This is a genomic window from Streptomyces sp. NPDC059009 (assembly GCF_042740175.1).
GTDB lineage: Bacteria > Actinomycetota > Actinomycetes > Streptomycetales > Streptomycetaceae > Streptomyces.
Genome location: NZ_JBHYJB010000013.1, coordinates 16,272 through 42,810, shown reverse-complemented (window position 1 = coordinate 42,810; position 26,539 = coordinate 16,272). Strand labels below are relative to the sequence as shown.

Here is a 26,539-nt window from a genome sequence, read left to right as displayed (position 1 = left end):
CACACGACGTACGTACCCGGGAAGGTTTCGCCGCCCATGAGCTCGACGAGCGAGAGCAAGCTGGCCGGTCAGTTCCTCGACGCCGCGATCGGTCTCCTCCGGCGGGTCCGGGAAGAGGAGTCCGGGAGCGTCGCCGCGGCGGGCGGCCTGCTCGCCGACGCCGTCGAGTCCGGCGGGCGGCTCTTCGCCTTCGGCGCCGGGCACTCCTCGCTCGCCGCGCAGGACGTCGTCTACCGCGCAGGTGGCCTCGCCCTGATGAACCTCCTGGCCGTCCCCGGTGTCGTCGGCATCGACGTGATGCCCGCCACGCTCGGCTCCGCCCTGGAGCGGGTCGACGGGCTCGCGGGCGCCGTCCTGGACTCCAGCCCGGCCCGCCCCGGCGACGCCCTGGTGATCATCTCGCTCTCGGGGCGGAACTCGCTGCCGGTGGAGATGGCGATGAACGCCCGCGCCCTCGGCCTCAAGGTCATCGGCGTGACGTCGGTGGCGTACGCGACGGAGACGAAGTCGCGGCACGTCTCCGGGACGTTCCTCAAGGACCACTGCGACGTGGTGATCGACTCGAAGATCGCCGTCGGTGACGCGGAGCTCTCCCTGGACACGGTGGACGCACCCTTCGGCCCCGCGTCGAGCGTCGTCACCAACGCGCTGATGCAGGCCATGATGGCGGCCGCCGTCGAGCGCCTCGCCGCGCACGGCGTCCAGCCCCCGCTGCTGCGCTCCGGGAACGTCGACGGGGGCCACGAGTGGAACGGCCGGGTCTTCCAGGAGTACGCGGACCGGATCTTCTACCGCCACTGAACCCGCACGGTGAGCCCGCCGCCCTCCCGGTTCGGCTCCGCCGCGACGGTCGCCCCGTGCGCCCGCGCGATCGCCGCCACGATCGACAGGCCGAGTCCGGCGCCCTCCCCACGCGCGTGAGTGCGCTCATGGAGGCGGCGGAAGGGTTCGAAGAGGTGCGGGACCGTCTCGGCGGGGACGTCGGGGCCCGTGTTGCTCACCTCGACGCCGGCCGCCGACGTGCGCACCTGAACCGTGCCGCCCTTCACGTTGTGCCGCACCCCGTTCGCCACCAGGTTGTGCAGGAGCCGGTCGAGCAGTACGCCGTCGCCCGCCACCGTCAGGGGCTCGGCCCGCACCGAGACCGTGACGTCGCGTTCGGCGGCCTCGTCGGCGAGGCCCTCCGCGACGGCGTGGGCCAGCTCGTCCAGGGCGATGGGCTCGCGCCGCTCGACGCCCTGCTCCGAGGTGGCGAGCAGCAGCAGCCCCTCGATGAGCCGCTCGCTCTCGTCGGCGACGGAGATGAGCTTCGTACGGATGCGGTCGACCCTTCCCCAAGCACTCGAATCCGCTCGTGCAGGGGAGACCCCACTCGCGTCCAGCGCCCCGGCCAGGCCGATCTCCGCCGCCGCCCGCTGCACCGCCAGCGGGGTGCGCAGCTCGTGCGCCGCGTTGGCCGCGAACCGCTGCTGGGCGCCCACGAGTTGCTCTATCCGGTCGAGCATCTCGTCGAAGGTGTCGGCGAGCCGCTTCAGCTCGCCGGGCGGGGCGTCGAGGTCGATCCGCTCGTGCAGGTTCTCGCCGGAGAGGCGGCGTGCGGTGCCGGTGATGACGGCGACGGGGCGCAGCACCCGGCCCGCCATCCACCACGCGAGGGCGACGGACAGCACCGCGTACACGGTGAAGACGATCACGGAGACGGTGAGCAGCCGGTTCAGTGCGGTCTCCCCGGCGATGTCGCTCACCTTGGCGATGGCCATGGCTCCCTGGGTGTCGGCGCCGGTCGGCGTGGCCTGCCCGGTCGCGGCGGCCGAGGCGGGCGAGGCCGACTGGGCGGGCACCACGGGCACCAGCGGCACCGTGACCCACGGCGGATGAGCCCGGTCGCGGGGCACGGCCGTCGTCACCGCCGTGCTGATGGAGGAGTAGAGGCCCTGCTTGACCAGCAGGTACACCACGCCGGTCAGCAGCAGCCCGGCGAGCACCAGCAGCCCCCCGTACAGGGTGGTGAGCCGGGCCCGCTCGCTGCTCGCCCGGAAGCCGGCCGGCAGGCCCATCCGCAGCCCCGCCCTCACAGGGACGTCCCGGTGATCCGGTAGCCCGCGCCCGGCACGGTCTCCACCACCGGGGGCTCGCCCAGCTTGGCGCGGAGCTTGGACAAGGTCACCCGGACCGCGTTGGTGCGGTAGCTGGTGTCCTCCTCCCAGACCTGTTCGATCAGGTCCTCGCCGCTGACCACGGCCCCGTCCGCCCGAAGGAGCGCCTCCAGGACCGCGAACTCCTTGCGGGAGAGCGACAGATGGCGGCCGTCGCGGCTGGCCTGGCGGCGGGCCGTGTCCAGGGTGAGCCCGGCCCGCTCGAGGACCGGGGGCAGGGCGGGCCGGGCGCGGCGGCCGAGGGCGAGGACGCGGGCGAGGAGCTCGTCGTAGGCGAAGGGCTTGGTCAGGTAGTCGTCGGCGCCGAGGCCGAGCCCGGCCACGCGGTCGCGGACCGTGCCGGAGGCCGTCAGCATCAGGACGCGGGTGAGGAGCCGCATGTGGACGATGCGGCGGCACACCTCGTCGCCGTGCACGCCCGGCAGGTCCCGGTCGAGGACCACGACGTCGTAGTCGCCGAGCTGGAGCTTGCGGAGCGCGGTGAGGCCGTCGGCGGCGACGTCGACGGCCAGCGCGTCGCGGCGCAGCCCGTCGGCGATCATCTCGGCCAGGAACTCCTCGTCCTCCACCACCAGTACGCGCATGCGGCCAGGTGTACCCGAAGGGGACCTTTCGCCGATGTAAGCGCCTCCGTTGAAGGAAACGAAACCCCGCTTCCCGTGAGCCTGAGCGCGGCACTGAGCCCACTCATGCCGACTCACAGCCCACGCACCGCCCACTTCCGAGGGGAAGCACATGAGGACTCGTACGCGTTCGTCGGTCATCGCATCGGGGGTCGCCGCCCTCGCCCTGTTCACCGCGGCCTGCTCGGGCGGCGGATCCGGCTCCGACGACTCGGGGGCGGGCGGCAAGGACGGCGGCAAGGGGAACGCCGCCGACGCCGCCTTCAAGGAGCGCGAGTGTCTGCGCAAGGAGGGTCTCAAGGTCGATGAGCCGAAGCCCGGTGAGTCGATGGGGGGCATCGCCATCGGCGGTGATCTCAGCAAGGAGAAGATGGAAGCCGCGATGAAGAAGTGCACCGGCAAGAGCGGCGGTGCGGCCGGCGGCGAGATCCCGCAGGCCGAGAAGGACAAGATGCTCAAGTACGCGCAGTGCATGCGCAAGAACGGCTACAACATGCCCGACCCGGAGTTCAAGGGCGGCGGCATGAAGGCCATGCCCGTCCCGAAGGGCGCCGAGCAGAAGAAGATGGAGAAGGCCGCCGCCGCGTGCAAGGGCATCGTCGCGTGAAGCGCCGTACCGCCATCGGCTCGGCCGTCGTCGCGCTCCTCGCGATCGCCGGGGGCGGCCTCGCGGTCAGCGGATTCGCCGACGCGGACGGCGGCAAGGGCTCCTCCGACCGCCGGGACGCGGGCCTGCCGCCCGCCACCGCCGACGTCGAGCGCGGCGACCTCAGCAGCGCCTCGCAGGCCGACGGCACCCTCGGCTACAACAAGGAACGCAAGGTCAACGCGGGCGGCGCGGGCATCCTCACCTGGTCCGCCGGGTCCGGCGACACCATCAGCCGCGACGGGCGCCTCTACGAGGTCAACGGCGTCCCGGTGCGCCTGATGTACGGCACCGAGCCCATGTACCGCAGCCTCAAGCCCGGCGACAAGGGCAAGGACGTGCGGCAGCTGGAGGAGAACCTGACCGCGCTCGGATACGGGTCCGGGCTCGCCGTCGACGACACGTACACGGACGGGACGGCGGCCGCCGTGAAGCGGTGGCAGAAGGCCCACGACCGCAAGCAGACCGGCCGGGTCGGGCCCGACCAGATCGCCTTCTCGCCGGGCTCCGTGCGCGTGAAGTCCGCCGACTCGGCGGTCGGCGACCAGGTGGCGCCGGGAAAACCCGTGCTGGCCACGACGGGCTCCGAGCGCGTCGTGAGGTTCTCGCTGGAGGTGGCGGACGCGAAGCTCGCGAAGGCCGGGACGAAGGTGACGGTGGATCTGCCGGACGGCTCCACCGCCGAGGGCCGCGTCTCCTCCGTGGGTAGGACGGCGAAGCCCGAGGGTGACGACCCGGCCGACAAGACGCCCAAGATCCCGCTGACGGTCACCTTCGACGACCCGGGCAAGGTCGACGGCTTCGACCAGTCACCGGTCACCGTCAACCTCACCGGCGAGACGAAGGAGAACGTCCTGTCCGTCCCCGTCAACGCGCTCCTCGCGCTGCCCGGCGGCGGCTACGGGGTCCAGGTCGTCGAGCACGGCAAGGCCCGCCAAGTCCCGGTAAAGCTCGGCATGTTCGGGCAGGGGCGCGTCGAGGTGAGCGGGGGCGGCCTGCGCGCGGGCATGAAGGTCGGGGTGCCCAAGGTATGAGCGCCGTACGGGAGTTGATATGAGCGCCGTAGTGGAACTGACCGGTGTCACCAAGGAGTACCCGGGCGGGGTCGCGGCGCTGCGCGGCGTGGACCTCACCGTCGACGAGGGCGAGCTCCTCGCCCTCGTCGGCCCGTCCGGCTCCGGCAAGTCGACGCTCCTGCACATCGTGGGCACCCTCGACCGGCCCACGGCGGGACACGTGGCCATCGCGGGCCACGACGTGGCGGCCCTCTCCGACCGCAGCCTGTCCGCGCTGCGCTCGCGCCACATCGGCTTCGTCTTCCAGGCGTTCCACCTGGTGCCGGGCGTCAGCGCGCGGGAGAACGTCGCCGAGGGCCTGCTCTACTCGGGCCTGTCCCGGGCCCGGCGCCGCCAGGCCGCCGCCGAGGCCCTGGACCGCGTCGGCCTCGCCGACCGCATGCACCACCGCCCGCACGAGCTGTCCGGCGGCCAGAAGCAGCGCGTGGCGATCGCCCGCGCCGTCGTCGGCGAACCCGACCTGCTCCTCGCCGACGAGCCCACGGGCGCCCTCGACTCGGCGTCCGGCGACGCGGTCATGCAGCTCCTGCACGACCTGAACGCGGACGGCGCGACCATCGCCGTCATCACCCACGACACGGAGATCGCGGGCCGCCTGCCGCGCCAAGTGCGTATCAGGGACGGCGAGATCGTCACGGACACGCGGACCCCGCGCCCCACGGATCCCCGTACGCCCGAGGAGGTGGCCGCCCGATGAGGCTCCGCCCCCCGCGCCTGACCCCCCGGGACGTCCTCCACGTGGGCTCGTCGGGCCTGCGCACCCGCCCCCTGCGGGTGGCCCTGTCGGCCCTCGGCATCGCCATCGGCATCGCGACGATGATCGCGGTGGTCGGCATCTCGTCCTCGTCCAAGGCGCAACTCCTCGAAGAGCTGGACGAGTTGGGGACGAACATGCTGGTGGTCAAGCCCGGTGAGCCGATGTTCTCGGGGGAGGAGGTGAAGCTGCCCAAGGACGCGACGGGCCGCGCCTCCCGCATCGAGGGCGTGGAGCACGTGGGCGGCACCGGGGACGTGAAACACCCCGTGCGCCGCAGCGAGAAGATCCCGAAGGAGGAGACGGGCGGCCTCACCGTCAAGGCCGCGACGGAGGGTCTGCTCTCCACCCTGCGCGGCTCGGTGGCCCAGGGCACCTGGCTGAACAAGGCCACGGGCCGCTACCCGTCCGTGGTCCTCGGCCATGTCGCGGCCCAGCGCCTCGGCATCGGCTCGCCCGGCCAGCAAGTGTGGATCGGCGACCGCTACTTCACGGTCATCGGCATCCTCGACCCGCTGCCCCTGGCCCCCGAGATCGAACGCTCGGCCCTGGTCGGCTGGGACGCCGCGCGGAGCACCCTCGGCTTCGACGGCCACCCCACGTCCGTGTACGAGCGCTCCACGGACGCGACCGTCGCCGGCGTACGGAAGCTCCTCGCGCCCTCGATCGACCCGGAGAACCCGCGCAACGTCCAGGTCACCGACCCCTCGGCGGCGCTCCAGGCGAAGGCGGCGACGGAGGGCGCGTTCTCCACGCTGCTGCTCGGACTCGGCGGGATCGCGCTGCTCGTGGGCGGCGTCGGCGTGGCCAACACCATGATCATCTCGGTCCTCGAGCGCCGCCACGAGATCGGCCTGCGCCGCTCGCTGGGCGCCACGCGCGGCCAGATCCGCATCCAGTTCGTGACGGAGTCCCTGCTGCTCTCGGGCCTCGGCGGCCTGGCGGGCATCGCGCTCGGCGCGGCGGCGACGGCGGCGTACGCGAGCTCGGGCGGGCTGCCGTGGGTGGTGCCGCTGTGGGCGGTGAGCGGGGGCTTCGGGGCGACGCTGGTGATCGGGACGGTGGCGGGCCTGTACCCGGCGATCCGGGCGGCCCGCCTGTCGCCGACGCTGGCGCTGCAGGCGGCGTGAGCGGGCGGGGGTGCGCCGGTCACTCCGTGGGGGGTGCACCGGCCACCCCCGCCCCTCAACCCCCTTGTTCCTCTTGCCCTTTCAGCAACTCGGCCAGGTCCAGCGCGGCAGCGACCCGCGCACCCACACTCTCCGCATACGCCGCGTCCGCACGGTCGAAGGGCGAGCGGCTGGCGGTGCGCAGGAACGTCACGACGCCGATGGTGCGCCCCCGGCTGCGCAGGGCGGAGCAGAGCGCGTGCGCCGTGTCGTCCGGCCAGTGCCGGGCGCGGGCCCACTCCCGGGCCCGCTCCGGCGTCGCCGCCCCCGCACCGGCCCGCACCGAACCGGCCCGCTCGGCGGCCTGCGGCGCCGGGTGCCCCTCCAGGTAGCGGACCGGTATGCCGGTGCGGCCCACGGAGTGGCAGGGCCCGGAGGCGCCGCCGGAGGGCGTCTCGGCGGCCCGGGCGAGCCGTACGGGACCCGGCCCCCCGGCTGCCGAGCCGACCACCCCGCCGACCACCCCGCCGACCACCACGTCGAGCAGGGCGTGGTCGGCGAACCCGGCCAGGGCGAAGTCGAGTTGGACGGTCGCGGCCTCCGTCGGGTCCTCGCACTCGGCAGCCGCCCGTGCGGCCCGGTGCAACTGCTGGGAGCGGAACCGCAGTTGGGCGGCCTCCTGCTCCGTCTGCTTGGCCTCCGTGATGTCCTGGAAGAGCCAGCCGACGCCCAGCGGCACCGGTTCCTCCGCGAGCGGCGAGGCGAGCCGCACGAAGCCGCTGCGCCAGCACTTGCGCTCGAACTCGGGGGCGCCGCCCTCGGTGTCCCCGGAGGCGCGCACCGACACCCACATCTCCGCGGGCGCGGGCGGCGCGCCCTCCGCGAGGACGTGCGCGAGGACGCTCTCCAGCTCCTCGACGCCCTGCCCGAGGAGCTCGCCCAGCGGGCGGCCCAGCAAGGCCGTCCGGCCCATGCCGAGGGCGCGGGCCGCCGACTCGTTGGCCACCGCGGGGCGCAGGTCCGCGTCGACGAGGACCACGCCCCACGACGCCGTCTCGAAGAGGGCCTCGCTCAGCGCGATGGACCGCTCCAGGTCGATCTGGGCGTGCACCTCGCTGAACGCGCAGTACACCCCGGCCGGCTTGTCGTCGTCGCCGCGCACCGCAGCCGACTGGGTGCGCACCAGGACCCGGCCGCCGTCCTTGGTCAGCAGCGCGAACTCGTGCACCTGCCGCCCCGGGGCATGCATCGCGGACAGGAGCCGCTCCTCGACCTCGGCCGCGTCGGCGCTGCGCACCGCCCACCCGGCGAAGCCGCTCCGCCCGACCGCCTCGGCGGCGGACCAGCCGAGTATCCGCTCCGCCTCGCGGTTCCAGTGGGTCACCACACCGTCGGCGTCGAAGGCGCACAGCGCCGCGTCCATCCCGTCGAGCAGCGCCGCCAGCAGCTTGGCCCCGCCCGGTTCCGGCTCCTCAGGCACCGACTCGTCCGTGGTTCCGCTCTGTCGGGAAGCACTCACCCGGCACCCCCTCGCCTGGACCGCACTCCAGATCATTGAACTCGAACGTGAGCAAGGCCACAGGGTGTTCCCGGAAGTTGGGGCAATTCATTGCCCGGACCGGTCCCGGCCCACCCGTGTCCTCAAGGTCTCCAAAAATAGGTTGTGCGTCTCCTGGGGCAGTTCTTAGGGTGCTGCGTACACGAGAAGGGAGGTGGTTCGGCAGATGTATGGAAACCGGACGCGTGAGGTGACTGCGGGCTAGCGGCCCGACGTCGCATCTCGAATTCGGCGCCGGACCAGCACGTGAGTTGTGCGTGCAGCCGGCCCTATTCCCAAGCAGTCACCCGACCCGCGAGCCGCTGGTACGTCCGGCCGGCTTCCCGCAGAGCCCACGCGGCTCCGGCGGGAACCACGGCTCGCGGGTCGCCTGCGTCTCCGGGCCCTTTCTGAGCCCTTCTTGCCGGTCTAGCCCTTGCTGACCGCCGCCAGGATCTCCGGCAGCCGCCCCGCCACCCGCGGCGCCGCGAGCCGCAGCCCGCCCGCCGTCACCGCCGCCCCGTAGACAGCGCCCAGCGGCAGCAGCAGCCACGTCCACGACTGCGCCCCCGACGCGTGCAGCCAGATCGTGAAGGCGAGGACGGGCGCGCACAGCACGGTCGCCGCGACCATGCCGCCGAAGATGGACATCCAGGCGAGCCCGGCCTGCCCCGGCGCCACGTTCTTGTAGCCGTCCTGCGGGATCGAGTACGGGAACCGGGCCGAGGACCAGGCGCCCGTCGCCAGCATCGCACCGAGCAGCGCGAAGGAGAGCCCGAGGACCTCGGGCAGCGCCGCCCAGTCGCCGAGGAGCGCCGTGGTGAGGACGGTGACCAGCGTCGCGTACGGGAGGGTGATCACCAGCAACGCGAGGGCGCGGCCGCGCAGTTCGACGTACGCGTCGCGCGTCGAGCCGATCGTCATCGCGACCATCCAGAACGCCGAGGTGTCCTGGCCGAACTGGTTGTACATCTGGATGCCGAGCATCCCCGCCGCGAAGCAGGCGAAGTAGATCGAGCCGGTGTCCTGGAGGGCGTTGAAGAGCGGCACGATGAGGCCGATGGCGAGCGAAGTGACCCAGGCGGCCTTGGTCTTGGGGTCGCGCCACACATAGCGCAGGGTGCGCTCCATGACGGTGCCGGTGCGCCCGGAGGGCAGCAGACCGCGGCCGCGCCCGGTGCGCCGCGCCTTCTCCTTGGCGGGTTCGGCGGCGGCGAGCGTGGAGCTGTCGGGGGACGTCATCAGGCGGTCGAGGCTGCGCCGCCAGACCGTGAGCAGGGCGAACAGCGCGGCCACCGCGAGGGCGAGCCGGGCGAGCCCGGCGGCGTACGCGCCCTCGCTCACCGACCGCACCGCCCCGAGCGCCGACGCGGGCGGGATCCAGCCGAGGACGTCGGCCGCCGGATCGAGCTTGGCCAGGCCGCCGTCGGTCGAACCGAGCTTCTGCGCCCCGAAGTTCACGACCTGCGCGCCGACGGCGATGAGCAGGCCGCTGAGCACCGCGAGGTCGCGGCCCTTGCGGCTGGTGAGCAGCCGGATGTTGGCGGTCGCGACGGCGCGGGCGAGCGCCACGCAGATGAGGACGACCAGCGGCACCGCCACCACGGAGACCACGGCGGCCGCGGCCCCGTGCGCCACCGAGATCACCCCGCCGAGCGCCATGCAGAGCGTGAACAGCGGCCCGATCCCGACGAGCGACGCGGCGAGCAGCGCCCGCATCAGGGAGCGGGGGCGCAGCGGGAGCATCACCAGGCGCGTCGGGTCGAGGGTCTCGTCGCCGCCGGGGAAGAACAGCGGCATGACCGCCCAGCCGAGCGCGAGGACCGCGACGAGGAAGACGGCGACGGTGCCCGCGTGCGCGCTGCCGCGCAGCGCGATCAGCCCGAGGAGCTGCGCCGCCGCGAAGAGCAGCACGAGCACGACCGAGGCGATGTAGGCGGCCCGCCGCCCCGACGACTGCCGCAGCCCGTTGCGCAGGAGCGACAGCTTCAGCCGTACGAAGACACCGGTGATCCCAGGCGCGGCCGAGGCGGCGGGTGTGACGGGTGCGGTGCTCAACGCGGGCCCCCGCCCAGCCAGTCCAGGTCCGAGCCCGCGTCCCGCCCGTTCGCGCCGACGAGTTCGAGGAACGCCTCCTGCAGCGAGGGCGCGTCCCCGCGGACCTCCGCCAGCGTGCCGTGCGCGCGGATGCGGCCCGCCGCCATCACGGCGACCCAGTCGCACAGCGACTCCACGAGCTCCATCACGTGCGAGGAGAAGACGACGGTGGCGCCGGAGCCCGTGAACCGTTCGAGGACGCCGCGGATGGTCTGTGCGGAGACCGGGTCGACGCCCTCGAACGGCTCGTCCAGGAAGAGGACTTCGGGGTTGTGCAGCAGGGCGGCGGCGAGCCCGATCTTCTTGCGCATGCCCGTCGAGTAGTCGACGACGAGCTTGTGCTGCGCGCCCGCGAGGTCAAGGACGTCCAGGAGCTGGGTGGCGCGCTTGTCGACCTCGTCGCCGGGCAGGCCGCGCAGCCTGCCCGTATAGGCGAGGAGTTCACGCCCGGAGAGCCGCTCGAAGAGCCGCAGCCCCTCCGGCAGCACCCCGATGCGCGACTTGACGTCGACGGTCTCCTCGGGGGCCCGCCAGACGTCGCGCCCGACGACCTCGACCGTGCCCTGGTCGGGCCGGAGCAGGCCCGTGACCATGGACAGGGTGGTGGTCTTGCCCGCGCCGTTGGGGCCGACGAGCCCGATGAACTTGCCCGCGGGCAGGGCCAGATCGATCCCGGCGACGGCGATCTGCTGCCCGAACCGCTTCCAGAGTCCCTGCACGCGGACGGCGGGCACGACGGCGCCCGGGTCCGCTGTTGTCGTCTCGCTCACAAGGCGAGGCTAACCGCCGCCCCGCCCCGACCGGCCCTAGCGGCGGCGGCCCTCGCGCCCACAGGCGTACGACAGCGGCGAGATGATCTCCTCCGCGTCGGGCAGCCAGCGGTTGGCGGCCGTCGGCCGGCAGGCCCACTGGACGGCGCCGGAGGCACCGAAGCGGGTGGGCGGCGCCGCGACGTACGCGCCCTCGCCGAGCGCGAGCAGATCCAGGGCGGCGGGCGGCCAGCCGAGCTTGCGGACGAGGTCGGGGACCTTCACCGTCGCCCCGGGGAGCACGAAGAACTGCATGCGCCGGTCCGGCGTGCAGGTGACCGGACCGAGCGTCAGCTCCATCCGCTCCATGCGGGCGAGAGCCAGGAATCCCGCGGTCTCGGGCACGTCAATGGCGTCGAAGGTGCGCCCCGTGGGCAGCAGGATCGACGCCTTGGGCTGCTTCGACCACAGCCGCCGTGCGACGGTCGCGCTGCCGGTCGCCTGGGTCGCCCAGTCCTCGCGCGCGGGGTGGGCGCCGGGACGTGCGCACGCGGCGTCACCGCACGAGCACCGCTCGGCGCCTTCGACGGAGTCGAGCCAGGTGCCGGGGAACACGTCCCAGTGGCGCTCTTCCGCGTATCGCACGGCCGTGTCCAGCAAGGATTCTCCGCGCTGCTTCGGGATCTGCGCGGCTGACGTGACTCCGATGGTCTCTTCCACGAAGTTCTCAACTCCCCTCACCACAGAGGGTTACGGGCACACGCGCGCGCGGGGGAGGAGCATCGTTTACCCACCTGGGGCGCATGGGTGCACGGGTGGGGGCGCAGACGGGGATCGGCTGCCGGGGGCGGGTAGCCACGTTCAGGGCGAACGGATGACTCGCTTAAGTTCACTTAGGGGTAATTCGCCCGCATCTTCCGTTTGTCCCCAGGGCATTGATCATCCAGGGACGGGCCCCTCGGCCCGGACCGCTCACGATGGTCCACGGTGCACACAGGGGGTACGCCATGGCCGCCAGGCCACTCGTAGCTCGACAGCCCAACGAACGACTGCAAGCGCTCATCCAGGAAGCGGGCTGCTCGAACGCGGGCCTCGCCCGCAGGGTCAACATGTGCGGCGCGGAGCACGGACTCGATCTGCGGTACGACAAGACATCGGTGGCCCGCTGGCTGCGCGGACAGCAGCCGCGCGGGCGGGCACCCGGCATCATCGCGGAGGCGCTCGGCCGCAAGCTGGGCCGCACCGTCACCATCGACGAGATCGGCATGGCGAACGGCAAGAACCTCGCCTCCGGTGTCGGCCTCCAGTTCTCGCCGACGGTCCTCGGCGCCATCGAGCAGGTCTGCGAGCTGTGGCGCAGCGACGTGGGCCGCAGGGACTTCCTCTCCGGCTCCTCCGTGGCGGCGTCCGCGCTCGTCGAGCCGAGCCGCGACTGGCTGATCTCCTCGCCGGACTCGCAGGTCGGCCGGATGGCGGGCCCGCGCGTCGGGCTCTCCGACGTGTCGGCGGTGCGGGCCATGACGGAGGCCCTGACGCAGCTGGACCACCAGTACGGCAGCGGGCATGTCCGCCCGGTGGTCGTGCACTACCTGAACTCGGTGGTGTCGGGGCTGCTCTCCGGCTCGTACCGGGAGGCGGTGGGGCGTGAACTGTTCGCGGCGGTCGCGCGGTTGACGGAGCTCGCCGGCTACATGGCCGTCGACACTGGGCAGCCGGGCCTCGCCCAGCGCTACTACATCCAGGCGCTGCGGCTCGCGCAGGCGGCCGGGGACCGGGGCTACGGCGGGTACGTCCTCGCGGCGTCCATGAGCCACCTCGCCGCGCAGCTCGGCAACCCCCGGGAGATCGCACAGCTCGCCCGGGCCGCGCAGGAGGGGGCGCGGGGGCGTGTCACCCCGCGCGCGGAGTCCATGTTCTACGCGGCGGAGGCGCGTGGCCACGCCCTGCTCGGGGACGCGCGGTCGGCGCACGCCGTGTCGGGCCGGGCCATCGAGGCGATGGACCGGGCGGCCGGGCAGACCCGCTCCGGCGACGACCCGGTGTGGATCCGGCACTTCGACCACGCCTACCTCGCGGACGAACTGGCGCACTGCCACCGCGACTTGGGCCAGGCCGACGCGGCGGCGCGCACCGCACAGGAGTCCCTGGACGGGCACCCGGAGACCCGGGCGCGGCGGCGGGCGATCGGCATGGTCCTGCTGGCCACCGCGCAGGTGCAGCGGCGCGAGGTGGAGCAGGCGTGCCACACGGGCCTCAAGGCCGTCGAGCTCCTCGGCACGCTCCGCTCGAACCGGGGCGCGGAGTACCTGGAGGACTTCCGGGACCGCCTGGAGCCCTACCGGGACGAGCCGGTGGTGCGGGAGTTCGGGGCGCGCCTGGAGGTCCAGGCGGCGTGATGTACGTCTCGTGGGCGCGGCCTCGGGGGCCGCGCCCGGGAGGGGTGTGTACGAGGGGTGGCCGCCCGGCGAACGAGACGTGTTCGTCCGGGTCATGGGCGTGAACGGACGTAATCAGCGTTGCCGCGCGCGCAATTGTTACTGCCGTCGTTGACGTATGGACAGCGCCTTGAGCTGCGTGGCCGAGCGCCACGGGGACCCGGTAGCGTGACCCGACGATTCCGAAGGTCCCCCATATGTAGGAGTCCCGGTGACGCAGCAGAGCGGACAGGGCGCTGCTTCCTCCGATCCGCAGCAGCCCGCGGCTCGGCCAGCGCACGAGGGCGTGATCCTGCCCGCGGACGGCGGCGAACCGCTGCTGCCCGGCACCGCGGGCCAGGCCGCCCCGTCGGGCGGCAGCCCCTGGGGCGAGCCGTGGGGCCCGCAGTCGGCACAGGCCGGGGGACTTCCGCCGCAGGACCTGCCGGGGGCCGGGCAGGCGTGGGGTGCACCGCCCGCGCCGGACGCGCACCAGCCGGACGCACACCGGCCGGACCCGTATCAGCCGGACCCGTACCAGGGGCAGCACCAGTACGAGGGCCGGCAGCCGTACCAGGCGCAGGCCCCGGGCCAGTTCCCCGAGCAGGGGCAGGGGCAGCCGCTGCCGCCGGAGGGCCAGAGCTACGGGCAGGGGCAGGCGCTGCCGCCGGAGGGTGCGCCGGGCCAGTACCCGGGCCAGTTCCCCGGCCAGGGGCAGTACCAGGACCACGGGCAGTACCAGAGCGAGAGCCAGGGCCAGGGGCAGGGCGAGAGCCAGGGGCAGTACGGGACGCAGGGCCGGCCGCTCCCGCAGCCCGCCGAGCACGGCCACGGCCACGGCCAGCAGCTCCCGCCCGCCGCACACCCGGCCCAGGACGCCGGGCAGCTCCCGCCAGCCGTACAGCCGCAGCAGCTTCCCCCGGCCGCTCCCGCGCGGGGCGCGCACCGTGCGCCCGCCGTGCCCGCCGCCCCGGACTCCGCCGCGGAAGCCACCCAGCTCATACCCCCCACGCCCGCCGCGGGAGCCGCCCCCGCCCCCGGCGCCGACGAGGGCGCCACCCAGTACATTCCGCCGGTCGCGCCCGGCGCCCTGCCGCCCGAGGCGCCCGCGTCCCCGTCCGCCGCCGGGCCCGGGCCCGCGCCTGCCGCCGACGCCACCCAGTTCCTCGGCCGTGCCATGCCGCACGCGCAGCAGCCCGCGCCGCCCGTCCCCGGCGGGCCGGACAGCGAGGCCACCCAGTACATCGCCCCCGTGCCCGCGGAGCCCACCTCCGCCCCGTACGGGATCAGGCCCGGCGCCCCCGGCGACCGCAAGCCGCCGGCCGAGTTCGACAGCCTCTTCCGTACGGAGCCGGGCCCCGGTGACGAGGGCGGCGCGGCCTCCACGCAGCAGATGCCGCGCTTCGACCCGGCGATGGCGGCCGCGCCCTCCGGGGCGCCGCAGCCCGAGCCGGCCGGGCACGGGGCCGGGTCCGGCGGGCCCCGCCGCCGTACCGGTTCCAAGCTCCCCCTGTTCGCGGCCCTCGGCGTCGGCATCGCCGTGCTCGGCATCGGCGCGGGCGCCCTGCTCAGCGGCGGCGGGGGTGACGACGACAAGGACGACGACGGCGAGCCCGTGTCGGCCACGGCCCCCGAGAGCGGGGAGCCGTCCAAGGCCCCCGACCCGGCCAAGGCGCAGGCCGTCGCGCTCGACAAGCTCCTCGCGGACAGCAACAACAGCCGGGACGCGGTGATCGGCGCCGTGCGCGACGTGGGCCAGTGCAAGAACCTCGGCCAGGCGGCGAGCGACCTGCGCGGCGCCGCCAAGCAGCGCGGCGACCTGGTGACCCGCCTCTCCGGGCTCACCATCGACAAGCTGCCGAACAACGCACAGCTGAAGGCGTCCCTCAACAACGCCTGGAAGGCGTCCGCCTCGGCGGACAACCACTACGCCGCGTGGGCCGACCAGATCGCCGGCAAGAAGAAGGCGCTCTGCAAGAAGGGCGTCGCCCGCCACACCCCGCAGTACAACGCGGGCACGGCGGCCTCGGGCCGGGCGACCGTGCAGAAGCAGGCCGCCGCCGACCGCTGGAACCCGCTCGCCAAGAAGTACGGCCTGACGGTCCGCGACAAGTCGCAGCTGTAGCAGGCGGGTTGGCCCGTGGGGCGGCGCGCCCTGGGGCTACACCCGCTCCAGGGTCTTCGCCATGTTCACGAAGCCGCGCCGCACCGGCACCAGGCGTCCCTCCCGTACGACTTGGAAGGTGACGTCGGGGTTGATCAGGCGCGGATAGCCGCCGACGGCGATCGTGTCCTCGAAGCGCCAGCTCAGGGTGGGCGTGAGGCCGCCCGTGCTGACGCGCAGGCCCTGGTCGAAGGCGCGGCGCAGCGTGCGCGCCGACACCTCGCCGCCGTCGAGCGACTCCACGGCCTGCTTCAGGACGGTGTAGGCGATCCACGTCGTCTGCACGCCCGCGTCCGTCGGGTCGATGCGGTTGTCGCCGAACGCCTGCTCGCGGACGGCCGAGCGCATCTGGTCCCAGCGCGGATCGTTCGCCGCCGGGTACCAGCCGGTGACGTAGGCGCCTTCGTACGGGCTGTCGCTGCCGCCCGTGCGGTCGATGAGGGACTGGTCGACGCTGCCGAGCACGGAGGAGATGCGCGGCTTCGCGTACAGGTCCTCGGTGCGCCGGAACGAGTCGTAGAAGGTGTCGGTGCGGTCGCCGAGCGCCGCGGTGACACAGCCGCCGGAGCCCGCGTGCTTCAGCGCCTGCTCGGCCTGGAACGTGAAGTCGGTGCCGTCCTCGGGCGCCCGGATGTCCCGGGCCTTGCCCCGACGGCCCTCGGCGAGGCCGGAGTTGAGGAGCTTGGGCAGGTCGTCGCCCGCGATGGTGTCGGGGCGGACCAGCGAGACGCGTTCACAACTGCGGGCCAGCTGGCGGCCGTTGCCCGCGAGCAGCGCCGCCTGGCCGCCGTTGACGGGGTAGGACAGGGCGCTGGTGAACTCCTCGTCCGTGATGCCGTAGCCGCCGATGTACGGGATGCCCGCGACCTCCAGCGGGGAGAGCGCCGAGCCCGCGTACTGGCTGTAGGAGCCGACGACCGCGGCGACCTTCTCGTCGACGGCCCGGCGCGCGCAGTCCGCCGCGGCCACCGAGTCGTTCTCGTCGTTGCAGGTGATGACCTTGAGTTCATGGCCGTCGAGGCCGCCGTGGGCGTTGGCCCAGCGTGCGAACGCCTGAGCCATCGCGGGGACGCCCGGCTTGTTGGTGGCCTTCGTCTTCTCCGGCGCCCAGGTCATGACCGTGATGGGGCTCTTGGCGCCGCCGGTCCCGGGGATCACGCCGCAGCCGGATATCAGGGTCGCGCACACCGCCGCTGCACAGGCCGAGAGAGCCGCGGTCTTGAAGGGGTGACGGGGGAGGGCGGTGCGTCGCGAGACGGGCATGTGCACGCACGATTCCGGACGGGTCCCAATCTTTGAGTGACTCGTGTTCAACGGGCAGTGACAAGAAGGTGAAGGGAAGGGGCCGATTCGGCTGCGCCTCGGGGGAACGTACGATCGATGACCGTGCAACAAGGTTCGGAGAAGTCTTCCCGTCGCGCCCGTCGCTCCACCACCATGGGCGGCATGCCAACGAACGACATGCCGTGGTGGCGCTGGCGCACCAATGTGCGCTCGGCGCTGCACATGCTCTCCGACCCGCGCTTCCAGCAGGAGTGCTGGCTCGCGGGCCGCGAGGAGTACGGGGATGTGACCGACGCCGTGTACCGCCTCGTCGAGGACACCTGGCTGGACAACTGGTCGGCGGACAAGTACGTGGGGACGATCTTCCGTGACCCGCAGGAGGCGGCGCTCGTCGACGCCGCGGTGCTCCGGGTGCTGCGGATCATGCACGAGGTGGGCCCGGACGCGGCCGTCTCCGCGTATCTGGACCACCCGGGCTGGCCGGAGGCCGTGCACGCGGCGCGGGACGCGCATGTGCACCTGGCGGTGAGCGACGGGGAGGACCCGGACCAGCCGCCGCGGACGCTGGAGGTACTGCGCATCCTGACGCGCTCGGCCTCCTGACGCGCTCGGCCTCCTGAGGAGGACGGCTTCCTGAGGCGGTCGGTCTCCCGGCGCGGTCGGTCTCCTGACCGCAGGGCGAGACGGGGACAACGGGCCCCGCGGGCTGTGCGACCCTTATTTCCATGAGCGAGAAGCCCGTGTCCCCGTCCGACGCTGACCAGTACGTCCTCACCCTCTCCTGCCCCGACAAGCAGGGCATCGTGCACGCCGTGTCGAGTTACCTCTTCATGACCGGCTGCAACATCGAGGACAGCCAGCAGTTCGGCGACCACGACACCGGTCTCTTCTTCATGCGGGTGCACTTCTCGGCCGAGGCCCCGGTGACCGTGGAGAAGCTGCGCGCGAGCTTCGCCGCCGTCGGCGACTCCTTTCACATGGACTGGCAGCTGCACCGGGCCGACGGGAAGATGCGCATCGCGCTGCTCGTCTCGAAGTTCGGCCACTGCCTGAACGACCTGCTGTTCCGCTCGCGCATCGGCGCGCTGCCGGTGGAGATCGCGGCGGTCGTCTCGAACCACAAGGACTTCGCCGAGCTGGCCGCGTCGTACGACGTCCCGTTCCACCACATCCCGGTCACCAAGGACACCAAGGCGGTGTCCGAGCAGCAGCTCCTCGACCTGGTCCGCGAGGAGAACGTGGAACTGGTCGTCCTCGCCCGCTACATGCAGGTCCTCTCGGACGACCTGTGCAAGCAGCTCAGCGGCCGCATCATCAACATCCACCACTCGTTCCTGCCGAGCTTCAAGGGCGCGAAGCCGTACCACCAGGCGCACGCGCGCGGCGTGAAGCTGATCGGTGCCACGGCGCACTATGTGACCGCCGACCTCGACGAGGGCCCGATCATCGAGCAGGAGGTCGAGCGAGTCGGCCACGACGTCACGCCGGACCAGCTGGTCGCGATCGGCCGCGACGTCGAGTGCCGGGCGCTGGCGCGCGCGGTGAAGTGGCACGCGGAGCACCGGATTCTGCTGAACGGCACCCGGACGGTGGTGTTCGGCTAGGGCCTGCCGCTGACGGGGCGCCCCGTCAGGGGCGCGGGGAACTGCGCGAGCAACCACGACGCATCCGCGCTCGGCGACGAGACGAGGCGCGGCAGCCCGGATGCCGCCCCTTGCATCCGGCTCCTTACATCCGGCTCAAAGACGCCGCGGCGAACAGCACGTCCCGGATGGCCTCTCGGTCCCCCACCTGCCCGGTTGCCGCCTCTTGAGGCGACACGTGGCCCGCGGCCAGCTTGCAGAACTCCACGCCGTCCAGGGCGACATGGGCCACCTCCTCTTCCGGTGACGGCACCGCGCCGGGGGAGTCGAGGGGGATGAGCCACTCGCCCCCGCCCGCCCCCTCGACCTCCAGGCGCAGGCTGCGCCCGGGCGCCCCCGCCGCGACCAGCTCGTGCGACGGCGCCGCGAGCCCCGCGCGGCGCCGGCCCGCGAGGGTGTCGGGGAGCAGCCGCGCGGCCAGGTCGATCATCACGTGGAGGTGGCGCGGGGAGGGCGGCTCGTACGGGTAGTCGACGGCGTCCGCGATGTCGCCCGCGTGGATCCAGCACTCGAAGGCGCGGTCCACCATCGAGTCCCGCAGCGGCAGTTCGGCGCCGTGCGTCCCGTACGGCACGGTCAGGCGGCCCGAGCCGCCGCCCGCGAACGACACCGTGCGGATCAGCTCGTGGGTCTGCTCCCGCCAGGGCCCGCGCACCGCGCGCGTGGGCGGGAAGCCGGACGAGGACGCGGCCCGCCAGTACGCCTCCGTGCGCTCCGCAGGGCCGCCGCCGCCCGAGGCGTGGGCCAGCGGGTCGGTCAGGCCGAGAGCGAGGCCGACCAGGCCGTCGACGGCGAGGAGGTGCGCGATGACCCCGGCGACCGTCGTCTTCCGGGAGACCGGGCCTTCCCCCTCGAACCATCTCAGCCGGACCGGCGCGTGCCACTCCGCGTCCCCGATGTCCTGGAGGAGGGCGTCGAGCCGGGCCGTCTCCGCGTCGTACGGAGTGGCCCACTCGGGCACCGGGATGCGGGGCGGGCGGCGCCCGAGGCAGCTCTCCAGGACGCGGCCCCGAAGGCCCGGGTCGAGGTCGAGGCTCTCCTCGGGGTGCAGCAGGCCCACGGCGTCCCGCAGCCGCAGCGCCTCCTCCGCGCAGGGCCCGCACCCGCCCAGGTGCTCCTCCACGGCGGCGGCCTCCTCCGCGGAGCAGGCGGACAGCGCCCAGGCGCCGAGCAGGGACTTGAGGACCGGGTGGTCGAGGACGAGCGGGGTGGGCGGCAGGGGCCGGCCGGTGTCCTCTATGGAGGTGCGGGGAGCCGGTATGCGCGGGGGCGGGGCGGACTCGTCGTCCCCGGCCGCCCCGAAGCCGCCGTCACCGCCACCGCCGTGGCCGTCCCCGGTGCCGTGATCGACGTCACCGTGACCGTCGTCACCGCGCCCGCCGGCTCCGGTGCCGCCCGGCTCCTCGTGCGGATCCGGCCGGTCGGCCCCGTCGGCCCGGCTCACAGCGCCCTCCCGTACCCCGGGGTGGTGTCGGGGCTCTCGGCCTGGCCGGTGTCGTGGGCCGTGGACAGGAGCTGGAGGCCGAGGCGGAGCCTGCGCCGGGCCTCGTCCTCCGTGACGCCGAGGTCGAGGGCGGCCTGGCGGTAGTCGCGCCGCTGGAAGTAGGCGAGCTCGAGGGCGGCCCGCAGGGGGGCGGGCATCGCGGTGACGATGTAGTCGGCGCGGGCGGCCGCGGAGGCGCGGCGGACCTTGCGCTCCAGCTCCTCCGTGCTGCCCCCGCCGCCGCGGGCGAGCGCCGCGGACTCGGTCTGGCGCAGCCGCTTCACGGCGAGCTGGTGGGCGAGCGTGGCGATCCAGGAGCGGAGGGGGCCCTGCTTGGGGTCGTACGCCTCCGGGTTCTCCCAGACGTGGGTGAAGACCTCGCGGGTGATGCGGTCGGCGCCCTGCTCCTCGCCGAGCACCCGGTGGGCCAGGCCGTGGACGAGCGAGGCGAACCTGTCGTAGAGCTCCCCGAGCGCCGCGGCCTCTCCATGTGCGAGGCGCTGCTGCATCCGGCGGTCCCAGCGACGCGGCGCGTCCTTCGGCATGCGGCCCCCCTCTCTGCGCTCGCCGTGCCCTCACCGTTCTCTCGAATGTAGTCGCCACCACCGACAACGCGCCCTGGTTTACGGCAATGCACGCGTTCTGGAGGCGGCTCGTGGGCCCGGGATGATAGGGGGCGCACGGCACACAGCACACTGGTGTTTCATAGAACTTCACAGATGTGAGCATCGCGGGGCGTCGAACGGCGCGGCGTTTCGCGGGTCGGCGGCGGGGCAGCCGCGCAGTGGAAGCGTAAGGACGGCTTCCGGATCAGCGAGCGGGAGGCATGGCGTGACGCTCAAGGTGACGGTGGGCGAGCAGGACGGATGGTCCGTCCTGCGGGTGTCGGGCGAGATGGACCTGGTGACGTCTCCCCGGGTGCGTCAGCGCGTCCACGACGCCGTCGCCGACGGCCGCCGCAGCCTCGTCCTCGACCTGTCCGAAGTGCTCTTCTGCGACTCCAGCGGCGTCGGCGTCCTCATCGCGACCCGTCGCCTCATCCGCTCCTGCCGGGGCCGGCTGCGCCTGATCCTGCCCGCGCAGGGCGCCGTCGACGGCTCCCACGTCAACCGCGTCCTCGCGGCCCTGGGCGTGCGCCGCCTCTTCGAGGTCTACCCGGACGTGGCGGCGGCGCTGGACGAGAGCGCGGCCCCGCTGTCGGCGTGACGGGGCGTCTTCTCCGGCACAACCGGACGTCCTCCTCGACGACTTGGCGCACACCGTGTCCCAGCCCTGACACAATCCCCGTTTTCGCGGCTGCGGCCGCCCGCGGCGACGTACGCTCCTTGCAGACAAAGTGCCAGCTGAGACAGGTCGGCTCGCACGGACCCAACCGCGGAAGTGAGGCGGCCCGAACACCATGGACAGTGCCGAGTACGAGCGAAAGATCGCAGCCCGTTTCGCCACCTTCGACCAGGACGGCAACGGCTACATCGACCGTGAGGACTTCAGCGCGGCGGCCAAAGCGGTACTCGCCGAGTTCGGCACCAAGGCGCGCTCCGAGCGGGGGCAGGCCCTCTACATCGGCGCCGAGGCTTTCTGGCAGGGCATGGCGGGCATCGCCGACCGCGACGGGGACCAGCGCATCACCCGCGAGGAGTTCGTCGGCGGCGCCGTGAAGCGGCTGCGCGACAACCCCGAGCGGTTCGCCGAGATCGCGCGCCCCTTCCTCGACGCCGTGATCGCGGTCGCCGACGCGGACGCGGACGGCGCGGCCAGCCCGCAGGAGGCCGCCCGCGCCCTCAAGGCCCTCGGTGTGCAGGCCGAGGTGGCCGACGCCGTCGCCGCGGGCCTGGACTCGGACGGGGACGGCCGGATCCTGGAGCCGGAGTTCGTGGCCGCGTTCGCCGCGTACTTCACGGTCCCCGAGTAGGTCCGTCTTCACGGTCCCCGAGTAGGCCCGCCCGCGCCGGGGCCCGTCCGCCGGACAGGCCCTACGCCGAATACCGCTCGCGCAGCTTGTACTTGAGCACCTTGCGCAGCGTCTCGTTGCGCGGCAGCGCGTCCACCACCTCCAGCTGCTCCGGCAGCTTGTACGTGGACAGGCCCTGCTCGCGCAGGTAGTCCGTGACGGCGCCGAGGGTCAGCTCCCCGGCGCCGTCGCGCAGTTCGAGGACGGCACAGACGCGTTCGCCGCGCTCCGGGTCGGGCAGGCCGATGACCGCGGCGTCGCCCACCGAGGGGTGCTGGTGCAGCAGGTCCTCGATCTCCTTGGCGGAGATGTTCTCGCCCTTGCGGATGATGATGTCCTTGGCCCGGCCGGTCAGGACCAGATGGCCCGTCTCCTTGAGGTGTCCGAGGTCGCCGGTGATCAGGAAGCCGTCCGCGTCGAAGACTTCGGCGCTCTGCACGGGGTCGAGGTAGCCCTGGCAGACCGCCTCGCCGCGCAGCCGCACCTCGCCGTCCACGTCGAAGGGGAGCTGCTTGCCGTCCGCGTCGGTGATGCGGATCTCCATGGCGGCCGGGGGCTTGCCCTCCGTCGTCGCCAGGTTCTCCGCGGTGTCGTCGGGGGCGCCCATCGTGATCATGGGGACCTCGGACATGCCGTAGCCGTGGGTGAGTTGGACGCCCATCTCGCGTACGACGGCGTGGTAGACCTCGGGCGGCTTCGGGGCGCCGCCGCCCGCGAGGAGGCGGAGGGACGGGATGACCTTCTCGCCCTCCGGGAGCTTCCGCTGTTCCGCCAGGAACATGGAGTAGAAGGCCGTTGAGCCGCCCGCGACCGTGACCCCGTGGCGCCGGTAGCCGTCGAGCGCCGCGGGCAGCGCGAAGTGCTCGAACATGACCGCGGGGAACCCGTACAGGAGGAGCATCACGGTGTAGTCGGGGCCCGCTATGTGGGCGAAGGGGAAGGCCATCGAGCCGACGTCGGACGGTTCCAGGTGCAGCGCGTGGGCGAGGCAGGAGCCGCCCGCGATCAGCGAACGGTCCGTGTGCAGCACGCCCTTGGGGTCGGACGTCGTCCCCGAGGTCCAGTAGATCCAGCGCACCGCCGTGCCGTCGGCGGGCGGGGGCGGCAGGACGGCCGGGTCGCCCTCCGGCAGCGTGTCGTACGCCTCGAAGACGCCGCGCGCGCCGAGGCGGTGTGCCATCTCCGTATGGCCGAAGCCGCGCCAGGTGCCCGGCGTGGCGAAGAACTCGGCCTTCGACTCCCGTAGCGCGAAGCCGACTTCACGGTCCCGGTAGAAGGGGATGACCGGCGACTGGACCGCGCCGATGCGGGCGAGCGCGAAGGACAGGACGGCCGTCTCGATGCGCGTGGGCAGCTGCCAGGCGACCACCGTGCCGGGGCGCACGCCCAGGTCGTGGAGCCCTGCGGCCACCCGCTCGCAGCGGTCGCGCAGGCCGCCGAAGGTGAGCGTGCGGTCGTCCGCCGGGTCGGCGGCGGCCTGGATCAGGACGGGGGCGTCGGGGGTGAGTTCGGCCCGGCGCTCGATGAGCTCCCAGAGCGTGTGCGACGCACCCAGTGCGCGTGCGGTGTCGTTCACTGCGCCCCCTTCACATAAGCGTCCGCGTTAGCTGACGGTCTGTCAGGTCGTGCCGAGAGAGTAGAGCTCCGCGCCTTGTCGGTCCAGGGGTGCGGGGCTAGCCTGCCATCTGACGGGTCGTCAGAAGGGTGCGCATGGACCTCACATACACGGAAGAAGAAGAGGAGTTCAGGGCGCGCCTGCGCGAGTGGCTCGGCAAGGCGCTCCCCGGGCTCCCGCCCAAGCCGTCCCCCGCCGACTGGCCCGGCCGCCGCGCCTACGACCTGGGCTGGCAGCGCACGCTGTACGACGCCGGGTACGCGGGCCTGCACTGGCCCGTCGACGCGGGCGGCCGGGGCGCGACCCCGACCCAGCACCTCATCTACCTGGAGGAGACCGAACGCGCGGGCGCCCCCTACGTAGGCGCCAGCTTCGTCGGACTGCTGCACGCAGGGCCGACCATCGCCTCCGAAGGCACCGCTCAGCAGCGGGCGCGCTGGCTGCCACCCGTGCTGCGCGGCGACGAGGTGTGGTGCCAGGGCTTCAGCGAACCGGACGCCGGCAGCGACCTCGCATCGCTGCGCACGCGCGCGTGGCGGGACGGCGACGACTACGTAGTGAGCGGGTCCAAGATCTGGACCTCGCACGCCGAAGTGGCCGACTGGTGCGAGCTGTTGGTGCGTACGACACCGGTGAGCGCGACCACGCCCAAGCACAAGGGCATCACCTGGCTCGCCATGCCCATGGACGCCCCCGGCATCACGGTCCGCCCGCTGCGCACGCTCGCGGGCTCCACCGAGTTCGCGGAGGTCTTCCTCGACGAGGTGCGCGTGCCCGTCGCGAACCGCGTCGGCGCCGAGAACGACGGCTGGCGCGTGACGATGGTGACGCTGTCGTACGAGCGCGGCACGGCCTTCGTCGGCGAGGTCGTGGCCTGCCGCCGCGTCCTCGGCGAACTCGCCCGCGAGGCACGGCGCAACGGCCGCTGGGACGACCCGGTGCTGCGCCGCCGCCTCGGCCGCCTGAGCGCCGAGTTCGCCGCCCTGTGGCGGCTCACGCAGTGGAACGTGAGCGAGTCCCAGCGCACCGGAGGCGTCCCCGGCATCGGCGGCTCCGTCTTCAAGCTGCGCTACTCGCACGCCCGCCAGGAGCTGTACGAGACGGCGGGCGAGGTCCTCGGCGCCGCCGGGCTCGACCTGGACCACGAGTGGGTCCTCGACCGGCTCTCCTCGCTCTCGTACACCATCGCCGCCGGGACCTCGCAGATCCAGCAGAACATCGTGGCCGAGCGCATCCTCGGCCTGCCGAAGGGGCGGTGAGGCGGCGCGTGGACTTCCAACTCACGCAGGACCAGCGGGACTTGAAGGCGGGCGTACGCGACCTCCTGGAGGGCCGGTTCGGCCGCGAGGCGCTGCGGGCCGCCGTGGACGCCTCCGAGGCCCCCGCCCTGGACCGGGGGCTGTGGCGCGAGCTCGCGGACGCGGGCTTCTTCGCGCTGCGGCTCCCGGAGGCCGGGGGAGGTGTGGGGCTCGGGCTGCCGGAGGCGGTGCTCGCCTTCGAGGAGGCGGGCCGGGTCCTGCTGCCCGGACCGCTGGTGGCCACGCATCTCGCGGCGGGCACCGTGGCGGGAGCGGCGACGGGCGACGTCGTGGTGACCGCCGTCGACGGCACGCTGGTGCCGTGGCTGGAGGCCGCCGATGTCGTACGGGGGGACGCCGGCGCCGCCACCGCGATCCGCTCCCTCGACCCGCTGACCCCCCTGCACCGCGTACCGGCCGGGCAGGAGCCGCCGATGCCCGAAGCCGTCCTGCTCACCGCCGCCGAACAGCTCGGCAGCGCGACCCGCACCCAGGAGCTCGCGGTCCAATACGCCAAGGAACGCACGCAGTTCGGGCAGCCCATCGGCGGCTTCCAGGCGGTCAAGCACCTGTGCGCGCAGATGCTCGTGCGCACCGAGGTGGCCCGCGCGGCCGTGTACGCGGCGGCCGTGACCGGGGACGCCCTGGAGGCGTCGGCCGCGAAGCTGCTCGCCGACGAGGCCGCGGTCCGAGGCGCCCGCGACTGCCTCCAGGTGCACGGCGGCATGGGCTTCACATGGGAGGCCGACGTCCACCTCCACCTGAAGCGGGCCTGGGTCCGCGCCGAGCTGGGGCGCACGGCCCGCGACGCGGAGGAGGAGCTGGCCGCGGCCCTGTGAACCCGGCAGCGCCCCCGTGAACCCGGCGGCGGCCCCGTGAACCTGGCGGCGGCCCTGCGAACGCCGTGTCGTAGGGTCCCTGTCCATGTCACTCGGCCCCGACCTCGGACCCGGCAACCTGCTCACGCCCCGCCCGGGGCCCACCCCGGGCGGCCGCGTGCTCGGCGTCGTGATGCTCCTGGTGACGCTGACCGTCTGCGGCCTCGGCGTGGCCAAGGCCGCGGCGTCCGCCGGGTACGTGGGCACGCGCGGCACCATCGAGGTCGAGGAGTGCTGGAAGTCCTCGGGCGGCCGCAATCACTCCGACACCCGCTGGTGCCGCGGCACCTTCCACGCAGGCGACGGCGGCGCCGACAGCGGCGCGCGTGCCGTGGACGCACAGGTGAAGTCCCGTGACGCGCAGCCCGAGGACTCCGTCGAAGTCAGCCGCAGCGGCAGCGAGTACGTCGAGGTCGGCCACGGGCACAGCTGGGGCTTCATGGTCATGGCCTTCTTCGGGCTGCTGCTCGCGGCGCCCGCGTTCGCCGTCGCCGTGAGCGGCATCAGGCCGCGCTCGGGAGGTCATGGCGCGGAGGCGATCCGCGCCGCGCTGAGCGGCACCTGGGCGGCCCGGGTCGTGAAGTGGACCGCGCTGACCTCGGTGGCCGGAATGGCGGTTTTCGGCTACCTTGCCTGGCTGTTCTGAGTGACGTTCGGTGGCGCAGGGTGTGCGGACCGTGGCCGACTTGTGGAGTCGGTGAATTCGGTGAAGGCTACTGAGCGTCGATATCGGGTTGTGTCCTACGCGTGACTCGTCACGGCATGGAGTCGGCGCCCCGCTCGGGTACCTTGTGTGGGATGCGAGTGGTTCTGAGGCCGAGCCATGCCGGTGTTGCCCCTGAGGCGGCTCCGGGCCCGGCAGTGCGCGTCATTCGCGGCGCAGGACAGGGCCTCGCGCCCGCCTGTTCGACCCCCTGCGGCGCGCGTCGCACAGTATGCCGCACGCGTACTCCTTCGCGCTGGAATATGCCCGAAGCGCTTGTTGGGGTGACTGAACGTCAACCATGCTGTCTCCCAAGGGGATCACGTTCCGTGACCCCGTGGAGTCGCGAGGCGATGTGT

General features: G+C 73.2%; 24 protein-coding genes. 14 read left to right on the top strand and 10 right to left on the bottom strand.

Annotated elements, in window-relative coordinates:
- The first annotated feature begins 36 nt into the window (after window positions 1-36).
- Complete coding sequence (locus tag ACFWYM_RS15335; RefSeq protein WP_384835835.1) at window positions 37-801, top strand: SIS domain-containing protein; 765 nt, start codon at window positions 37-39, stop codon at window positions 799-801.
- Here ACFWYM_RS15335 and ACFWYM_RS15330 read toward each other — a convergent pair.
- A complete protein-coding gene (locus ACFWYM_RS15330; RefSeq protein ID WP_384835832.1) occupies window positions 789-2,057 on the bottom strand; it encodes a sensor histidine kinase in 1,269 nt (422 codons plus the stop codon). The genes ACFWYM_RS15335 and ACFWYM_RS15330 overlap by 13 nt on opposite strands.
- 14 nt (window positions 2,058-2,071) lie before the next feature.
- Window positions 2,072-2,740: a response regulator transcription factor gene (locus ACFWYM_RS15325; RefSeq protein WP_384835829.1), complete on the bottom strand. Its 669-nt coding sequence runs from the start codon at window positions 2,738-2,740 to the stop codon at window positions 2,072-2,074.
- A gap of 151 nt (window positions 2,741-2,891) precedes the next feature.
- On the opposite strand from ACFWYM_RS15325, the gene ACFWYM_RS15320 reads away from it, so the two are divergent.
- The 4 genes from ACFWYM_RS15320 to ACFWYM_RS15305 are packed head-to-tail and all read left to right on the top strand — an operon-like array spanning window position 2,892 to window position 6,385.
- A complete protein-coding gene (locus ACFWYM_RS15320) occupies window positions 2,892-3,386 on the top strand; it encodes a hypothetical protein (protein WP_384835826.1) in 495 nt (164 codons plus the stop codon).
- A complete protein-coding gene (locus tag ACFWYM_RS15315) occupies window positions 3,383-4,459 on the top strand; it encodes an efflux RND transporter periplasmic adaptor subunit (RefSeq protein ID WP_384835824.1) in 1,077 nt (358 codons plus the stop codon). Before ACFWYM_RS15320 ends, ACFWYM_RS15315 begins: the two co-directional genes overlap by 4 nt.
- A gap of 19 nt (window positions 4,460-4,478) precedes the next feature.
- Window positions 4,479-5,198 (top strand): ABC transporter ATP-binding protein, encoded by a 720-nt coding sequence (locus ACFWYM_RS15310; protein WP_384835821.1) that lies wholly within the window; start codon window positions 4,479-4,481, stop codon window positions 5,196-5,198.
- On the top strand, window positions 5,195-6,385 hold the full coding sequence (locus tag ACFWYM_RS15305; RefSeq protein WP_384835818.1) for an ABC transporter permease: 1,191 nt from the start codon (window positions 5,195-5,197) through the stop codon (window positions 6,383-6,385). The genes ACFWYM_RS15310 and ACFWYM_RS15305 overlap by 4 nt, the downstream gene beginning before the upstream one ends.
- Before the next feature lie 55 nt (window positions 6,386-6,440).
- Here ACFWYM_RS15305 and ACFWYM_RS15300 read toward each other — a convergent pair whose 3' ends face one another.
- The 4 genes from ACFWYM_RS15300 to ACFWYM_RS15285 form a co-directional block, all read right to left on the bottom strand.
- On the bottom strand, window positions 6,441-7,883 hold the full coding sequence (locus ACFWYM_RS15300) for a PAS domain-containing protein (RefSeq protein WP_384835815.1): 1,443 nt from the start codon (window positions 7,881-7,883) through the stop codon (window positions 6,441-6,443).
- A 447-nt stretch (window positions 7,884-8,330) separates the two neighbouring features.
- Window positions 8,331-9,959 carry a transporter gene (locus ACFWYM_RS15295; RefSeq protein ID WP_384835812.1) on the bottom strand — a complete coding sequence of 543 codons (1,629 nt, stop codon included), beginning with the start codon at window positions 9,957-9,959 and terminating at the stop codon, window positions 8,331-8,333.
- Window positions 9,956-10,768 carry an ABC transporter ATP-binding protein gene (locus ACFWYM_RS15290; protein ID WP_384835810.1) on the bottom strand — a complete coding sequence of 271 codons (813 nt, stop codon included), beginning with the start codon at window positions 10,766-10,768 and terminating at the stop codon, window positions 9,956-9,958. The genes ACFWYM_RS15295 and ACFWYM_RS15290 overlap by 4 nt, the downstream gene beginning before the upstream one ends.
- A gap of 36 nt (window positions 10,769-10,804) precedes the next feature.
- Window positions 10,805-11,467 carry a bifunctional DNA primase/polymerase gene (locus ACFWYM_RS15285; RefSeq protein WP_384835807.1) on the bottom strand — a complete coding sequence of 221 codons (663 nt, stop codon included), beginning with the start codon at window positions 11,465-11,467 and terminating at the stop codon, window positions 10,805-10,807.
- 287 nt (window positions 11,468-11,754) lie between these two features.
- On the opposite strand from ACFWYM_RS15285, the gene ACFWYM_RS15280 reads away from it, so the two are divergent.
- Window positions 11,755-13,143: a transcriptional regulator gene (locus ACFWYM_RS15280; protein WP_384835805.1), complete on the top strand. Its 1,389-nt coding sequence runs from the start codon at window positions 11,755-11,757 to the stop codon at window positions 13,141-13,143.
- Between the two features lie 250 nt (window positions 13,144-13,393).
- A complete protein-coding gene (locus ACFWYM_RS15275; protein ID WP_384835802.1) occupies window positions 13,394-15,286 on the top strand; it encodes a hypothetical protein in 1,893 nt (630 codons plus the stop codon).
- A 36-nt stretch (window positions 15,287-15,322) separates the two neighbouring features.
- On the opposite strand, the gene ACFWYM_RS15270 is transcribed toward ACFWYM_RS15275, so the two are convergent.
- Complete coding sequence (locus ACFWYM_RS15270; protein ID WP_384835800.1) at window positions 15,323-16,588, bottom strand: ABC transporter substrate-binding protein; 1,266 nt, start codon at window positions 16,586-16,588, stop codon at window positions 15,323-15,325.
- A 117-nt stretch (window positions 16,589-16,705) separates the two neighbouring features.
- Here ACFWYM_RS15270 and ACFWYM_RS15265 point away from each other — a divergent pair, with 117 nt between their 5' ends.
- Complete coding sequence (locus ACFWYM_RS15265; protein WP_384835797.1) at window positions 16,706-17,212, top strand: hypothetical protein; 507 nt, start codon at window positions 16,706-16,708, stop codon at window positions 17,210-17,212.
- A gap of 122 nt (window positions 17,213-17,334) precedes the next feature.
- Window positions 17,335-18,213 carry a formyltetrahydrofolate deformylase gene (purU, locus tag ACFWYM_RS15260; protein WP_384835794.1) on the top strand — a complete coding sequence of 293 codons (879 nt, stop codon included), beginning with the start codon at window positions 17,335-17,337 and terminating at the stop codon, window positions 18,211-18,213.
- Window positions 18,214-18,337: 124 nt separating this feature from the next.
- Here the strand turns inward: purU and ACFWYM_RS15255 are convergent, their stop codons facing one another.
- Window positions 18,338-19,696 (bottom strand): zf-HC2 domain-containing protein, encoded by a 1,359-nt coding sequence (locus tag ACFWYM_RS15255; RefSeq protein WP_384835791.1) that lies wholly within the window; start codon window positions 19,694-19,696, stop codon window positions 18,338-18,340.
- Window positions 19,693-20,280 (bottom strand): sigma-70 family RNA polymerase sigma factor, encoded by a 588-nt coding sequence (locus tag ACFWYM_RS15250; RefSeq protein WP_384835788.1) that lies wholly within the window; start codon window positions 20,278-20,280, stop codon window positions 19,693-19,695. The genes ACFWYM_RS15255 and ACFWYM_RS15250 overlap by 4 nt, the downstream gene beginning before the upstream one ends.
- Before the next feature lie 286 nt (window positions 20,281-20,566).
- On the opposite strand from ACFWYM_RS15250, the gene ACFWYM_RS15245 reads away from it, so the two are divergent.
- Both ACFWYM_RS15245 and ACFWYM_RS15240 read left to right on the top strand, forming a co-directional pair.
- Window positions 20,567-20,941 carry an STAS domain-containing protein gene (locus tag ACFWYM_RS15245; RefSeq protein WP_384835785.1) on the top strand — a complete coding sequence of 125 codons (375 nt, stop codon included), beginning with the start codon at window positions 20,567-20,569 and terminating at the stop codon, window positions 20,939-20,941.
- A gap of 193 nt (window positions 20,942-21,134) precedes the next feature.
- On the top strand, window positions 21,135-21,647 hold the full coding sequence (locus tag ACFWYM_RS15240) for an EF-hand domain-containing protein (RefSeq protein WP_384835782.1): 513 nt from the start codon (window positions 21,135-21,137) through the stop codon (window positions 21,645-21,647).
- A gap of 61 nt (window positions 21,648-21,708) precedes the next feature.
- Here the strand turns inward: ACFWYM_RS15240 and ACFWYM_RS15235 are convergent, their stop codons facing one another.
- Window positions 21,709-23,262 (bottom strand): class I adenylate-forming enzyme family protein, encoded by a 1,554-nt coding sequence (locus ACFWYM_RS15235; RefSeq protein WP_384835779.1) that lies wholly within the window; start codon window positions 23,260-23,262, stop codon window positions 21,709-21,711.
- Between the two features lie 134 nt (window positions 23,263-23,396).
- On the opposite strand from ACFWYM_RS15235, the gene ACFWYM_RS15230 reads away from it, so the two are divergent.
- The 3 genes from ACFWYM_RS15230 (at window position 23,397) to ACFWYM_RS15220 (ending at window position 26,123) form a co-directional block, all read left to right on the top strand.
- Complete coding sequence (locus ACFWYM_RS15230; protein WP_384835776.1) at window positions 23,397-24,560, top strand: acyl-CoA dehydrogenase; 1,164 nt, start codon at window positions 23,397-23,399, stop codon at window positions 24,558-24,560.
- 8 nt (window positions 24,561-24,568) lie between these two features.
- On the top strand, window positions 24,569-25,438 hold the full coding sequence (locus ACFWYM_RS15225) for an acyl-CoA dehydrogenase family protein (protein ID WP_384835773.1): 870 nt from the start codon (window positions 24,569-24,571) through the stop codon (window positions 25,436-25,438).
- Window positions 25,439-25,523: 85 nt separating this feature from the next.
- Window positions 25,524-26,123 carry a hypothetical protein gene (locus tag ACFWYM_RS15220; protein ID WP_384835770.1) on the top strand — a complete coding sequence of 200 codons (600 nt, stop codon included), beginning with the start codon at window positions 25,524-25,526 and terminating at the stop codon, window positions 26,121-26,123.
- Window positions 26,124-26,539 lie beyond the last annotated feature (416 nt).